The following is a 15,909-nucleotide window of genomic DNA, read 5'->3' as shown; positions in this document are numbered from 1 at the left end:
GGAAAATATTTATGTGATAAAATGAATAGAAAATGACAATACAAGAAATTTTTACTGAAATATCTAAACACCTTACAACTATTAAGACAAGTGAAACGACAATTAGGGCTTACAATTTATTTGTAAACGAAAGCCATAGTTTACAAATAAAACCAATTAAACATTTTGTACAAATAGTGGAAAACCCAAAACCTCAATTGCAAGGGCTTATAATTGAATGCTTAATTATTGACGAAAAAAAACTTTATGATATTGTAGTTGAATCCGACAATGTTAATATTAATTCTATTTGGATAAAAGACCTTATAAAGGTAGGAGTTCAAACAATTACTGCGGTTTCAAAAATCAAAGAAAATGACCAAGAAAATGTTAAAAAGGAATACTTTGCACAATTAACAATTACTTACTTATCGGGGCAAAGTTATTTTTATAAAACAAACATAGAAAGAATTGGCGAACTTTATCAATTAGCTTCACTATTAATAAGCATGAGATAATATTGTTGCCAACGGAAGGATGGCTGTAACCATTAAATAAAACTTAAATTGAAGGTGTTACGTCAAAAAACTACATTACTCCCTTACCACCTTATAAACCACCTGCTGCTCTTTGCTACTTATTTTAATAAAATAAATGCCTTTTTCTTTGTTTAATAAAATGGTTTCAGTTGAATTAGCACTGCCACTATAAACCATTTTGCCTACATAATTAAACACTTCTACTTTAGCATTTGTAAAATTAGATAAGCCGTCAATGTGTATAAGTCCGTCCGTAGGATTTGGATAAATATTTAAACTATTTTCAATAGTGTATATAGCTGTATTTATATCTGAAATATGGATTTCTTTAAACGTTGTATCACTACAATTTTCGGTGCTTGCTACTATTAATTGAACGGTATAAATACCTGTATCTGAATATGAATGAGAAGGATTTGGAATGCCCGAAATAGTGCCATCTCCAAAATTCCAAGTATAAAAATAGGCATTGTAGCTTTCGTCATTAAAATCAACTTGCTTGTTAGTTATGTTATAATCAAAAGCTGCATGGGCACAAAAATGAATAGCTAAATTATCTTGCAAAGAATCGGAGCAATAGGAATTAGAAACCTGTAAAATAAACGGAAAATCATCTTCATTTTCTAAAGGATAAACCAAGGTATCGCCATTAAATACAGAGCCTTCAAAATCTACCCAGTAAGCGTGGGTAGAAAGGGTAGAAGTGTTGTATAAATATAGCGTACTGTCCTTTATTTCATAGCTGTAGCCGGCATCGGGACATTTATTAGACAATACCCAATAAGAAGTATCTGCCGAGCAAAACGCATCTGTAATAGTAGCTTGTATATTTACATATCCGGTATCTAAAAATTGATTTGTAGGTTGTGGAATATTGCTTGTATTTCCATTGCCAAAATTCCAATATGCTTGCGTAATATCTGTATTTAATAAAGTTAAACTTAGCAAACCATTTTGCCCATTTACAGCTAAAGCACTTTGTGGCGGATGATTGACTTGTATTGCTACAGAATCTATTTTAGCCAAACCTTTATAATCCGTTTCGGTAAGATATACCGTAAAATTTCCTGTATTATTAAAACGAAGGGTAATGGTATTGGCTGTATCATTTAAAATAGTGGCATTGGGTGCATTCCAGCAGTAGGAACTCCCATTGTGATATTGAGCAGTAATAGTTAAAATACTATCTGCACAAATGGTATTATCTGCTATAATTTTAGCCGAATCGCCATAAATAAACGGATACATAAATTTGCTTGCTTTTGAAACAATGGTATCGCTAACCCAAGGATAGGTTTGCTCCGGCTCATGCGGAAAACCCGGAAAAGTAACCAACTGATTAGGTATATTTTGCTCCGTTAATTTTATATGAACGGGATAACTGCCATAAACCATAGGGAAAAATGGTAAGCTGTATGGATGCCCTACGTCATAAGGCACTGAGCTGTCATCATCGCCATGAAAAGAAATGGTGGGAATATTATCGGCACTATTGCTTGCCAAATTTATAAAAGAGGTGTCTAACATAGCTCCCCATAAATTAATACAGCCTTTTATAGGCACTTGCACATTGTTATAATTGCTGTTTCCCGAACAATTAAAACAACCCAAATCACTTCCTTCTAAAGTGGTACCGTAGGTAGAAGCCGGTCGGTCGTTATCGTCCATAAAAGCCACAATTAATGCTCCTATGCTTCCGGCACTATTTCCGGTTACAATTACATTGTTTAAGTCAATTCTGTAAGTGCTTGCATTGTCTGCCAAAAAACGTAGAGCGGCATTATAATCTTGTGCACAGCGGTAAGCCGCACGTTCTACACTACTGGCACTGGTAGGGTTGTAGCCAAGGCGGTAGTCTATTGATACAAAAACATAGCCTTTCTTTACATATTGGTCTGCCCAGTAAGGAATATCATCGCTGGTGCGGTTGCCACTTAAAAAACCACCACCAAAAGCATGAATAATTAAAGGGCGAGCCGAAGCGGTATCGCCATGCGGTTCGTAAAAATCTAAGTATAAATCTTGATTGCTTGAAAATGGATTAAAAGGGTCTGCATTGCCAAACCAAATATTGGTAGTAATATCTACTTGCGAGAAAACAGAGTCTATATATCTATTTGGGTACGGGCATGTGTTTTGTGCCGACAAGAATAACACTTGCAAAACAAAAAAGAGAGCACTTAAAAAACGCATAGATAGAATTTTAAGCTATAAAGATAAATAAATTGGGTAATATTAAACAATACCTACTTGGAGTGAAAGGCTATAAGGGAAGAATAAAAAAGCGGTATTTATTGCAAAAAAAATAATTAAAATCTTTAAAATTCAATAAAATATTTATATTTTAGCGATGCATAAACGAAATATATGCGAACATTTATGTCGTATATATTCCAAAATAGCGGTATAAACAACATAAATGTTCGTTTATACAATTGTTGTGTGCAATTTAAAATCTGAACGTAAAATAAAAATGAAAAAACTTTTTCTTTCTTCTTCTTTTGTAGATGTTTCCGAATTCCTAGAACCATTTCTTGGAGAGAAATTAAAAAACAGGAGAATAACGTTTATTCCAACAGCAAGTATTCCTGAAGAATATAAAGCCTATGTTGAGAATGACCAAAAAGCATTTGAAAAACTTGGACTTATAATTGAAGAATTAGACATTTCCAGTACTGGAACAAATCAAATCGAAAAAGTAATTAAAAAGAATGATTTTATCTATGTTTCAGGAGGGAATACGTTTTATCTGCTTCAAGAATTAAAAATATCTGGAGCTGATAAAATAATACTTGAAGAAATAAAAAAAGGAAAACCCTATATTGGAGCTTCCGCTGGCTCAATAATTATGTCAGAAAACATAAAATATGTTGAGAAAATGGACGACAAAGCAAAAGCAAAAAAACTGACTGATTACAATGCTTTAAATATTGTTGACTTTTATACTTTGCCACACCACACGAACCAACCATTTAAAAAATCAGTAGAAGAAATTATTGTTGATTACAGAGATAAAATTGATTTGATTCCAATAAGCAACACGGAGGCAATTCAAGTCAATGGAGAGAATATTAAAATAGTTGGAACAAAATAAAAAACTGCACACAACAATGGCTATAAGTAATTGCTTCTACCCGCACACTCTGAAAATTCCGTTGGAATTTTCAGCCTTGCGTGTACTTGGAAATTTTTTACTAAATTCACGCAACTACTCATAGCCTAAGCCGTTGTGCATAATTTAAAAATCGAATTCCAAATGAAAAAGATATTAGAAAATATATTATTAAAAATTGAAAATTTAGGTGGAGAAAGTAGAGAATTGATTTTTGAAAATCCCGCTTCTGAGGAGCAATTATTAAAAATTGAAAAAGAATTAAATTATAAAATTCCAAATGAATTCAGGAATGTATTACTTAATGTAAGCGCTCATTTAGAGTTTAAATGGTTTTTGCCTGATGACTTTGAGCTTCCAAAAGAACTAGATGGAATCTTTTGCGGAGAAATTCATTGGGGAACAAATTTTATCATTGATTTCAATAAAAGTAAAGATAATTGGATAAAAGTTTGTTTCCCTGACCAAAATAATGAATATGATAAAGTCTGGCATAACAAATTTGTTTTTCAAGAAGTTGGTAATGGCGACTATTTGTCAATTGACATTTCAGAAGAAAATTATGGGAAAATTATTTATTTGAGTCATGATGACGGAGAAGGACACGGATTTATAATGTCAAATTCTTTCACAGAACTTATAGATAACTGGGGAAATTTAGGGTTTCCAGGTGGAGAAGATTGGCAATGGTTACCATTCACTAAAAACAAAAATTCTGGAATTAACCCAAAATGCAAAAATGCGAATACGTGGAAAAAAATAATTGGAGTTGAATAAAAAACTAAGCACAACATTGTATAAGTGTAATGCGGGCGAAAGTGCTATCCCGAAGCTTCGGGATGAACTTATGAACTATTAACAAAATATCGGCAAATTGAAAGTATCGGCTTCATAATCCCGCACTACGCTTATACTTTTCCGTTAGTGGCAACCATACGAAACCAACTACGACAAGACTATGGGCATAAAAACAAGCACAATGATACAACTTGATATAGACAAACAACAACAAATTATAAATGGTCTTTTTGGAAATTTAGGCACCTCTTTTTTTCAAATAATTAAAATAGTAGAAAAAGAATATCCTCTGCCTAAATTCAAAGAAGCATATCATACATTTGTTGGGACAGCAGACGAGTACACAGAAAAAATCTGTGCGTATGACAATGCTTGTCTTTTGAGAGAAATACTTATTAAGCGACTTGCAGAGGAGTTTGTACAAATGCACGAGAGAGAGCGAGACGACCCAACCAACAAGTATTGGACATTATCCGAAAGTGAACTTAATTTTTCAATTGAATCATTGAACACGTTAGACGAAAACAACACATATACCGATTATTTCAAACAGACTTTCTGTAACAGCCATATATTACCGTTATTGACAGGATATGTATTGCATACTATTTTGAAAAATACGACTCAACACGGTTGGGAAGTGAGGTATGCGGATAATATTTACCAAATCTTGTTTAAACCTTCTGCGGGTAGTAAAAATATTATACCTTTTGATTATATAAAAACTTGTTTTTATGCAGGGTTTAAATACAATGAATTATACACTTGTTTACAATCTAATGTTGCAGGTTTGTCAGAAAACTATGAACCTTGGCGCAGACAATATTTATCAGAAAATAGCAATCCTTGAAGAAAGTGAAATATAAAAAAATGGCAGCCACTAACAACTAAGTTTTCGTTGCGTCCGAAGGACGAACAATGAGAACGCAGGTTGAACGGAATCGGTTGTTGGAGGATGGTTGATAAAAAAAATGTTCTATTGGGGATTTCGTAAAACAGTTTGTTACTTAGACAACCGCTTTAGAGCGGTTTTTTTCTTTTTAGAGCGGTTGGCATGGCAGAAATACCTCCTTTTTTCGTTAAATCCTATAACAACCTGACAGTTATTAACATAGAGCTAATAAAACAACTAAGAGCCATAAAAACGACTATTTTTTCATTTTTAAGCACCACAGTTACCACAAAGCCTCACATAACAAAATCAACTCCTCACATTTTGTTTAAAAAACGGCTTAATTTTCAAAAATATATTTTATATTTACATTTGAAAAGCCCGAGTTTTGTGGGTTAATGCACAAACTCCCGTTGTAATGCATTTAAAAGAACGATGAAAATACTATTACCAATATTGACCCTATTACTGATAAGTTGCTCGCAAACCGACAAGAGTAAAACGGATGAAGATAATTCGACTTCAACAACAAAGTTGGAAACCGAACTTCCGCAGGTAAACGACCAGTTTCAATCGTTTCTTGACAAATTTCCAAAAATTGAATTGCCTGTTCAGATTAAAGGCTGTGAAGCTGATTATGAAGATTTGACTGAATTTAATGACGAAAACCCAAGTCCATATATACAAGACTACTCGTATGCAGTAGGACAAATAGAAACTAACGGAAATTATGTTTCGGTAATCACTTTAGGGGTTGCCGACTGTTTGCTTCCTGTCTTGACTACTTACAAACTGACGGGAGAAAAAATTAATAGTAAAACGATTGCAATTGGCTATTGTGGAGACGGGTCTTGTTTTGAATGTGATGAGTTCATGACAATAAAAGAAGACTTTTCAATCTACACAGCCGACACAATGAAAACCTCCGAATGCAATGACGACTACAACCCAATCCCAGGAACAGAGAGTATTGAAGTAATCTACAAGGAAGGTCGTTTAACTGAGAAAGGGAAAATTGAATTATCAGACGAAATGAAAAAGGAAATAAAATAAAAACGCATTACAACACAGCATATAGCTTATGGCGGGTGAAAAGCTACCAACAAGATTTTAGATCCATAGCCAACTTTGGTTTCGGTGGACAGGAAAGTGTTTAAAAACCGCCACCTTCGCCAAGCTACAAAACTTTGTGCACAAGCAAAAAAATCCGTAACAAATTCAAACTATATTCTTTCAAAACTTAAATCATCAAAAGAGGCAAAAGAATTTTTAGCCATGAAATAATGCTAGTGGCTAAACATTTATAGAAAATTTTGTAGGATAAAGATAAATATTTTTTAAGCAATTTGCCTTTTCTTATCTTTGACTAAATATTTTTATGTTTGCCAACGTTTAATAAATAAAAGCAAAATGCAACAAAACGAAATTCAGAAATTATTAGATAAAGTTAACTTACTTTTTAGTGTACTATTAAAAGACGGGATAGAAAACACTACGCAGATAGAACGAGAACTGCTTAAAGAACAGCTTGAAAAATTAATGAAAATTATAGATGATGTTCAAGATGAGCAAGTAGCAGTAACTGAAGAGAGTGAGGTAGTTGATAAAAATACAAATATTGAAAATACTAAATTAAAAGTTGAGGAAGTGGTTGTGAATGAAGAAAAAGAAGAACCCGTAATTGAGTTTGTAAATGAAAATGTAGAAGAAACTGAACCTATTTTAGTAGAACCTAAAACCGTAAAGACCGAAAATTTAATTTATAATAATAAAATTAAGGAACTGATAGGAGATAGGAGCTACTCAGCTAAAAGTCCTTTACGACAAATGAACCAAATAATTGACTTAAACAAAAGTTTTATATTTATTCAAGAGTTATTTGGCAATAATAGTGATAAGTACAAAAGTTTTATTCAAAATGTAGAGCAGTTAGAAACCGAAAAAGCATCATTAGAATTTATGAGTGAAACAGCGGCTGAGCAAAACTGGGATGCTCAAGAAAAATCATTTGAGCTAATGGTTAAAGCCATAGAAAAACGTTTTATTCCTATTTTGTAATTTATATGACTATCCATTTTATACCAGTACTTTATGTTTAAATATAATAGTTTGGGACGTTTAAGTAATTTTTACTTTTGTCTTGATACAAAAGTAACAAAAAATCAAGACTGTAATCAAAAATACTAAAATGCCATAAAACAGACGAGGACAAATTAATGTATGCTCAATTTCAGTTTTACTAAAGTATTTTCACTTTTATGAGCATACTAATTTGTCTGTTTATTGTTTTATAATTTCATTCATTTTGGATGTCTGTTTTATACCATTTCTTAACGTATTTTTGATTAAGGTCAGATAAAAAGTGCACCTTAAGTTTGCAAGCGGGGCATCCATTAACCGAAAACTCCGTAAAAAATCATCATATCAAGGGCGTCATTCCATAAAATTTTGTAGTGAAACGGAAAAATTTATATGGAATCCCAAATTCCTTTTACGGAAACAATTATTAAATTGATGTTCCGAAACTGTAAGGTTATAATGGGGCACTGAAAACTTAGTGCGATTCCCTGACTGCCGTCAGGCTGGTTTTGTAACTTTTCTACTAAAGAAAAGTTAATGTAAAATACTTCATAGGTATCTTTACGGGTAGTCTTAGTAATATTTAAATTAATAATAAGAATTTCTATATTTAAACTATCTATTAATTGCTTCAAAAAAGGTCTTTCGCCTTTTTATAGTTTAGTTAATTCGGTATTGGCATTACAGTTTTAGGTCAATAAAATTGCAAGGTGTTCTTTTAGATTTGTATTACTACTTTTTAGTGCAAAATGTAATTCAGAAAGGATTTTATTTTTTGTTAAAGCCATGTAATTGAAAATTCTCTGATGTATCTAAGATAAGAGTTCTAATTTGTTTTATCTTTGTTTGGCAATAATAAAAACTATGAGTGAAGAAAAACAAAAACAAGGAAACCAAATAAATATTGAACTGACAGAAGAAATAGCTGATGGCACGTATTCTAATTTAGCTATAATCTCACATTCTCAATCTGAGTTTATTGTAGATTTTGTAAGAATATTGCCCGGAGTGCAAAAAGCTAAGGTTAAATCAAGAATTATTCTTACACCTCAGCATGCTAAGCGTTTGTACAAAGCTCTTGGAGATAACTTAAAGAAATTTGAAGATATGCACGGAGATATTGCAGATGATGATGTATTGCCGGGTATGCCAATGAATTTTGGAGGAAATACAGCTCAAGCATAAACAACTAAATGAGGTTTTTAAATCCTAATTTTCTTTGGGCATTATTGCTAATAATTGTCCCCATTATTATTCATCTTTTTTATTTTAGAAGATATAAGAAAATCTATTTTTCTAACACCAATTTTCTTAATGAAATTAAAGATGAACAAGCCACCCGAAATAAACTTAAGCATTTATTAGTACTGCTTAGCCGAATTTTAGCTATTATATTTTTGGTATTGGCATTTGCACAGCCTTTTATTCCCAATAATAAGCAAACCAAGCAGGTTAAAAAGTTGGTTAGCATTTATTTAGATAACTCTTTTAGTATGGGAGCAGAGGGTAGTGGTGTACTACTTTTTGATGAAGCCAAAGAAACCGCAAAAAAGATTTTTGAATCTTATAGCGAGCGTAATTCTTTTCAAATTTTAAGCAATGATTTTGAAGCAAAGCACCAAAGAATTGTTTCTAAATCAGAAGCCTTAGATTTATTAGAAGATATAAAAATAACTGCCGCTTATCAGCAAAAAGAAGATGTTGTAAACAAACAACTAAATGTTTCTAATAAATTTAAAGACGAAAAAATATTTTATCAACTATCAGATTTTCAACAAGTTAATGGATTATTTGATGCAGATACTTTGAGTTCTTTTAATTTAATAAAAGTTGAACCTACTACGGTAAGAAATTTAAGTATTCAAAATGTAGAGTTTGAAAATCCGGTATTTTTAAAAGATCAAAGCAACAAACTTTTAGTTACCATAAAAAACCAAAGTAAAGAAGAAAAAAGCGGAAGTTTTCAATTGAGTATTAATGGTATTCAAAAATCTTTAGGCAATTACACCATAGCTCCAAATGCCGAAACCACAGATACGCTTAGTTTTACCATAAACGAAAAAGGTTGGAATAAAGGAGAAATAACTTTAAATGATTATCCATTAATATTTGATGATGATTTTTATTTTACTTTTTTTGTTGAAGAAAAAATAAAGGTTTATAGTATTTATGATGGCAATGAAAACTCCTATATAAAAGCCGTTTTTAGTAGCAATGAACAAGTAGATTATAAAGAAGACAAAGTAAGTAATATTGATTACAATCAGATTGAAAACCAGCATTTAGTGGTGTTGAGCAATATTAAATCCATTCCTACGGGTTTAATTAATGAACTACAAACTTTTGTAGAAGCAGGTGGTCAACTTTTTATTACGCCTAACGAAAATTTAGATATTAATAGCTACAACCAGCTTTTGCAAAAACTGCAAGCAGGTAAAATACTTAATATTACCAAAACTAAAAGAAAAGTAAGTAACATTAATACAGAGCATATTTTGTTTAATGATATTTTTATGGAAAAACCTACGCAGTTAGATTTGCCAAATGTAGAACTGTACCTAAATTTATCTAATACTATAAATCAAGAGCCTATTATGACATTTTCTGATAGAAATCCTTTTCTTTCGGTAACAAATAGTGGTAAAGGCAAGGTTTATGTTTTGTCATCTCCTTTGGGTAGAGCATATTCTAATTTTACTTCTCAGGCTATTTTTGCTCCATTAGTATATAAAATGGCGGTATTAGGCGTTAAAAGCAATGCTATATCTTTTCCTTTATCAACCAATACTAAAGTAACTTTAAATAAACTGCCTAAAGATGCGGAAGCTACTTTAAGTATTAAAAATAATGACATTGAGTTAATTCCTCAAAAATCTATTTACAACGGATTGTTACAACTTCAGTTTCCAACAAAAGGATTAAAAAGTGGATTTTATGAAGTAAAATCAAATACAGGCGATTATGAAGCTTTTATAGCTTTGAATTATAATAGAGAAGAATCTCTTTTAAATTACTACTCAAAAGAAGAAATAGAACAACATTTTGTGGGTAGCAATAACGTAAAAATATTGGATAATAACTTAGCTCAAATAAGCGAAAATGTAAAACTTCTTGAAAATGGAAAGTCATATTGGAAGTTATGTATTATTTTAGCGTTATTATTTTTAGCAATTGAGATTTTAATACTAAGATTTTTACCCAATTAAGCATGAAACTACTTCTAAAATCGGTAACAATAATTGATGCACAAAGCAAACACCACCACAAAATGGTAGATGTTTTAATAGAAAATGGTAAAGTTTCTGAAATTTCAAAGTCAATAAATTCCGATAAAGCCAAAGTAGTAGATGCCAAAGCTTGTAGTTTATCTCCAAGCTGGATAGATATGAACACGCATATTTACGAGCCGGGTTTTGAATATAGAGAAGACTTTGAAAGTGGCTTAAATGCCGCTGCCCGTGCCGGCTATGGAGCGGTGTGCGTTATGCCTAATACTTTTCCCGTTATTGACAATAAAACTCAAGTAGAATTTGTAAAAAATGCAGGCATAGGAAAATTAACTAACACTTATGCACTGGGAGCAGTTTCTCAAGAAACAAAAGGCGTAGATTTAGCCGAAATTTACGATATGCACACAAGTGGTGCGGTGGCTTTTACCGATGGCAATAAAGCTATACAAAGTGCAGGACTAATGGAAAGAGCTTTGCTTTATGTTAAAAAGTTTAACGGATTAGTATTTAGTTTCCCTTACAATGAAAGCATAAGCGGACACGGGCAAATGAATGAAGGTATAGTAAGTACTCGTTTGGGTTTGCATGCTTCGCCAAAATTGGCAGAAGAAATTATGGTTGCCCGAGATTTGTACTTATTAGAATACACACAATCAAGGTTGCATTTTGTACAAGTTTCTACTAAAAAATCGGTAGAGCTTATTAAAAAAGCAAAAAAGGATGGATTAAACGTAACTGCTGGCGTAAATGTAGTCAATTTGTATTTTGATGATGAAAAACTATTAGATTACGATACAAATTTTAAAGTAAAACCACATTTAAGAAACAAAGAAGATGTAAAAGCTCTATTACAAGGCTTAAAAGATGGGACAATAGATGTAATTAATAGCGGACATAATCCACTGCATGAAGATGAGAAAAAAGTGGAATTTGAAAATGCAAAATTTGGAGCAAGTACCATAGACTGTTCATTTATAGTGGCACAAAAAGCTACAGAAAAATACTTAACAGAAGAAGAATTAATAGCTAAATTAACCAATGGATATAAAATTCTGAATATAGAAAAGCCTACAGTTGAAAAAGGTAGCGAAGCAAACTTTACTTTATACAGTTTAAATAAAACTACTAAATTTACAAAGGAAAAAGTATTGTCAAAAGGGAAAAATAATCCTTTTATAGGAGAAGAATTTAATAGTGTTGTTTTGGGTGTAATTAATAAAAACAAAACCAATATATTATGAATGATAAGTTTAGATTAGCAGCAAAGTGGGCACTTTTAGGAGCCGTTGTTATGATAATTTTTAATTTACTAATGTACATCGTTAATGTGCCTTACGATTCTAAACTGCGTTGGGTAGGATTTTTGGTTATAATTACCGTTTCTATTTTAGGTTCAATGGAATACAGAGATAAAATGATGAAAAATTTTGCTTCATTTGGTCAAATATTCGGATTTGTAATGATATTAGCTATTATTTACGGATTAGTAGTATCTGCGTTCAGTATAATCAATGTTACATTTATAGATAAAGAAATGGTTAGTAAGATATTGTTAGAAAACGAAATAAAATTTGAAGAACAAGGCATGGAAGATGCACAAATAGACATGGCTATGCAGTGGACAAAAAAAATGATGACACCAATGTGGATGTTTATTATGGGAATGTTTTCAACGGTATTGGGTGGTGTTTTTATAGGACTGCCCACAGCAGCCATTTTAGCTAAAAAAAGACAAGAAGAAGATACCATACTTGACCATACTGAAGAATAGTATTTCTTATGCAACTATCAATAGTAATACCGTCATATAATGAAGAAGAAAGCATACCGCACTTACAAAAGTGGATAGAAAAGGTAATGCAAGAAAATGACTTTAGCTATGAAGTTATATATATAGATGACGGCAGTAAAGACGATACATGGGAAGAAATTTCAAAATTAGCTTCTAAAAATAAACACATAAAAGCCATTAAATTTCAAAGAAACTATGGCAAAGCGGCTGCTCTGCAAAAAGGATTTGAAAAGGCACAAGGAGATGTAGTTATTACTATGGATGCCGATTTACAAGACAGTCCGGATGAAATACCGGCTTTGTATAAAATGATTACTAAGGATAATTATGATTTGGTAAGCGGTTGGAAACAAAAACGATATGACCCCATAACTAAAACAGTACCTACAAAAGTCTATAATGGTGTTACGCGTGCCATGAGCGGTATTAAGCTACACGATATGAACTGTGGATTAAAAGCGTACAAAAATGAAGTAGTTAAAAGTGTAGAAGTGTATGGCGATATGCACCGTTATATCCCGGTATTAGCAAAGCAGGCGGGTTTTGATAAAATAGGAGAGAAGGTGGTTAAGCATCAAGCACGCAAGTATGGCACTACAAAATTTGGCTTAGAGCGTTTTATAAACGGTCCTTTAGATTTAATGTCGGTAATGTTTATGACGCGTTTTGGCAAACGTCCTATGCACGTATTTGGATATTTAGGAGGCTTAATGTTTTTAATAGGCTTTATATTTACCTTGTGGGTATTAGTTCAAAAAGCATTATTTGTATTTTGGAAAATAGGAATAAAACCACCCTTGGTAACAGATAATGTTATTTTTTACTTGGCATTAGTGGCAATGGTAATGGGCGTACAGCTATTTTTAGCGGGCTTTTTAGGCGAATTAGTAGCCAGAACTTCCCCAGATAGAAATGATTATTTAATAGAGAAGGAGATATAAGCAATGGGAATTATTGCTCGGCAGAGTATAAAGGCTAGTGTGGTTGGTTTTGTGGGAGTGGGTATTGGGGCTGTAACCACATTATTTATTACTCCAAAATTTTTAACACCGGAAGAAATAGGTACTTTAAGTACTATTCAAAGATCTTCAATATTATTATATTCATTTATGATTTTGGGTGTTATTTTTTCTGTAAGAAAATTTTCTTCTACAGATTTTTCCATTAGTAAATATAATTATAAAGAATTTTTAGGTGCAAATCTTGTCTTTTTAAGTATTTCATGTTTACTTTTTTCTTTAGTTTATGTACTACTAAAAGATGTAATTTTAAGTTTCTTTATTCAAAATTCAGAAGAATTAAGTTCATTTATTTATTTCCCTTTATTCTTAGCTATTGTTATCGTTTTTTCGCAATTTTTTTTTGTAGTAGCAGGTGTAAGTAAACGGATTGTGTTTCCTAACTTTTTTAATAGTGTAGTAAATAGATTGCTTTCTGTAGCCATATTGATAGGATATGGTTATGGTCTAATGAAATTTTATAATTTCACAATCTTATATATGACTGCATTTTATGTACTACCATTTATACTGATTTCTGTTTATGTACTATACTTTTTGAAGGTTAGAATTGAAATTCCCGATAGACTAAAACTAAAATCTGTATTTAAAGATACATATAAGTACAATTCTTTTTTATATCTAACTATTACGTCAAGTATTATCATTCAAAGTATTGATACTATTATGATTAGCTCAATGAAGGGGACTGCTGATGCCGCCATTTATACCATTGCTTTTTTTATTGCTACCATTATAGAAATACCGCAGCGTATGCTGGTTCAAGTAGCATCTCCAATAATAAGTAATAAATTAAAATCTAATGATTTTAAAGGGCTTCAAGTTATTTATAAAGAATCAAGTCTATTTCAATTGTTTATAGCGTATGTTTTATTTTCGGGAATTTGGTTTAATCTTGATGCTATATATAAAATTATGCCTAATGGTAGTATTTATGAAGCAGGTTGGGTGGTTGTTTTATTAATAAGTATTGCTAAAATTACAGATATTGGTTTTGGATTAAATAAACAGATAATTGAAATGTCTGAATACTATAATTTTAATTTGTTTATAAATATTTTTATGTCACTTTTAGTAGTAGTTTTAAACTTAGTTCTCATTCCTAAATATGGTATTAATGGTGCTGCTTTAGCGTCATTGATTTCTGTTTTTATTACTAATTTTATATCATTTCTTTTAGTGGCATTTAAGAGTAAGCTGATTCCTTTTTCAAAGGGCACGGTAGTCATTTTTATGTTTACTTTATTGAGTTATTTTGTTTTTTATAAATTGCCTGATATAGATAATCCATATTTAAGTATTGTAGTAAATGGAAGTGTAATTGTATTCTTTTCTATAGTTCTTATGTTGTTGTTAGGAATACACAAAGCCTTTATTAGTAAATTTTTACAAAAGTAATTTGTTGTAAAATTCTAAATGGTTTTTTCCAATAGTTTCCCAGTTCCAGTTGGTTTTAGCATATTCATAATTTTCTTGTCCTTTACTACTTTTGCTATAGGTTATACCGTCTTCAAATTTTGTTGTAAGAGTTGTAATATCATCAGTATTAAAAACAAGATTGTTTGTTTCATTAAGAATATATCCTACATTGCCTTTATTGGGACCAATTACTGGTTTTTTGAAATAAAATGCCATAGGAACATTGCCTGAATTTAGTATGTTTAACCTTGGAATAAGTATAATATCTGCTGCATTAAAGTAGTATTGTATTTTATCTATTGCTGTAAATTCTTGATTCCATTGTATTTTGTTAGTAGAAAGACGCTTAGACTTTTTTTTAGTAATATATTTATATAAAGGGAATTTAATAAAGTCTAAAAATCTATAAAGAAGTATTTCATTATTATAATATCCTCTTGGTATTATTAATAGTTTATCCTTGTGGTTTAGTTGTTTAAAAGCTTTTATAATAAAATTTTCTTCTTTTATATTTCTTATAGCTCCAAAAGCTAATATTACAAAAGTATTTTTATCTATATTCAAAAAATTTCTAGCCGATTTTTTATCAATAATATTAGGGATATTATTGTACCACCCATGGGGTATTATAGTATGTTCTACATTTTTTTTCGGATAATGTATTTTATATTCATCTAACGAGTATTTTGCCATGTGTATAATACCGCTAGCATTTGTATTTATTAAATCATATAGCTGTTTAAATCCTTTTTCATTTTCATTTGATTGAACATTATGTCTAGTATAAACAATTTTGCTTCCTTGTTTTTTTAAAAAATCAAGTCTTGTTTTTATTTTTTTTAATCTACCCAAATAAGGTGGAAACGATTTTCTATTCACTTTATAAGAAAGGTGTTCCGGCCAATGAATGTGGATAATATCAAATGAGTTTTCATCACTCCAAAAGTGCGAAATTCCGGTGTAAACATCGGCTAAATTTTGAATAGAAGAAACTAAATTAGTTATAAAAGTATTTCGTTCAGTTTCATTAGCAACTATCAATATTTTCAT

Annotated in this window: 14 protein-coding genes; 12 read left to right on the top strand and 2 right to left on the bottom strand. The window is 31.2% G+C overall.

Features of this window, described 5'->3' with window-relative positions; translation table 11 throughout:
- Positions 1-32 precede the first annotated feature (32 nt).
- Complete coding sequence (locus tag H6578_12055) at positions 33-497, top strand: hypothetical protein (GenBank protein MCB9227885.1); 465 nt, start codon at positions 33-35, stop codon at positions 495-497.
- A gap of 75 nt (positions 498-572) precedes the next feature.
- On the opposite strand, the gene H6578_12050 is transcribed toward H6578_12055, so the two are convergent.
- Positions 573-2,711: a PKD domain-containing protein gene (locus H6578_12050; protein ID MCB9227884.1), complete on the bottom strand. Its 2,139-nt coding sequence runs from the start codon at positions 2,709-2,711 to the stop codon at positions 573-575.
- Between the two features lie 280 nt (positions 2,712-2,991).
- Between H6578_12050 and H6578_12045 the strand changes: the two genes are divergently transcribed.
- The 11 genes from H6578_12045 (at position 2,992) to H6578_11995 (ending at position 14,838) form a co-directional block, all read left to right on the top strand.
- Positions 2,992-3,612: a Type 1 glutamine amidotransferase-like domain-containing protein gene (locus H6578_12045; protein ID MCB9227883.1), complete on the top strand. Its 621-nt coding sequence runs from the start codon at positions 2,992-2,994 to the stop codon at positions 3,610-3,612.
- A gap of 162 nt (positions 3,613-3,774) precedes the next feature.
- Positions 3,775-4,407, top strand: coding sequence for an SMI1/KNR4 family protein (locus H6578_12040; GenBank protein ID MCB9227882.1), 633 nt, complete (start codon positions 3,775-3,777; stop codon positions 4,405-4,407).
- Positions 4,408-4,609: 202 nt separating this feature from the next.
- A complete protein-coding gene (locus H6578_12035; protein ID MCB9227881.1) occupies positions 4,610-5,278 on the top strand; it encodes a hypothetical protein in 669 nt (222 codons plus the stop codon).
- A gap of 477 nt (positions 5,279-5,755) precedes the next feature.
- Complete coding sequence (locus H6578_12030) at positions 5,756-6,373, top strand: hypothetical protein (protein MCB9227880.1); 618 nt, start codon at positions 5,756-5,758, stop codon at positions 6,371-6,373.
- A gap of 357 nt (positions 6,374-6,730) precedes the next feature.
- Entirely contained in the window at positions 6,731-7,378 is a 648-nt protein-coding gene (locus tag H6578_12025; protein ID MCB9227879.1) for a hypothetical protein, read from the top strand.
- Between the two features lie 885 nt (positions 7,379-8,263).
- Complete coding sequence (locus H6578_12020; protein ID MCB9227878.1) at positions 8,264-8,584, top strand: DUF3467 domain-containing protein; 321 nt, start codon at positions 8,264-8,266, stop codon at positions 8,582-8,584.
- 8 nt (positions 8,585-8,592) lie between these two features.
- Positions 8,593-10,605, top strand: coding sequence for a BatA domain-containing protein (locus H6578_12015; GenBank protein ID MCB9227877.1), 2,013 nt, complete (start codon positions 8,593-8,595; stop codon positions 10,603-10,605).
- 2 nt (positions 10,606-10,607) lie between these two features.
- The gene (locus tag H6578_12010) at positions 10,608-11,870 is read left to right on the top strand and encodes a dihydroorotase (GenBank protein ID MCB9227876.1); all 1,263 of its coding nucleotides are present in this window, start codon (positions 10,608-10,610) and stop codon (positions 11,868-11,870) included.
- Positions 11,867-12,400 carry a DUF4199 domain-containing protein gene (locus H6578_12005; GenBank protein ID MCB9227875.1) on the top strand — a complete coding sequence of 178 codons (534 nt, stop codon included), beginning with the start codon at positions 11,867-11,869 and terminating at the stop codon, positions 12,398-12,400. The genes H6578_12010 and H6578_12005 overlap by 4 nt, the downstream gene beginning before the upstream one ends.
- 8 nt (positions 12,401-12,408) lie before the next feature.
- A complete protein-coding gene (locus tag H6578_12000) occupies positions 12,409-13,362 on the top strand; it encodes a glycosyltransferase family 2 protein (GenBank protein ID MCB9227874.1) in 954 nt (317 codons plus the stop codon).
- 3 nt (positions 13,363-13,365) lie between these two features.
- Positions 13,366-14,838: a polysaccharide biosynthesis C-terminal domain-containing protein gene (locus tag H6578_11995; GenBank protein MCB9227873.1), complete on the top strand. Its 1,473-nt coding sequence runs from the start codon at positions 13,366-13,368 to the stop codon at positions 14,836-14,838.
- Here the strand turns inward: H6578_11995 and H6578_11990 are convergent.
- Positions 14,827-15,909 (bottom strand): hypothetical protein, encoded by a 1,083-nt coding sequence (locus tag H6578_11990; GenBank protein ID MCB9227872.1) that lies wholly within the window; start codon positions 15,907-15,909, stop codon positions 14,827-14,829. The genes H6578_11995 and H6578_11990 overlap by 12 nt on opposite strands.

The organism is Chitinophagales bacterium (assembly GCA_020635995.1).
Classification (GTDB): Bacteria; Bacteroidota; Bacteroidia; order Chitinophagales; family UBA8649; genus JAFMKE01.
This window is presented reverse-complemented; position numbering and strand designations above follow the sequence as displayed.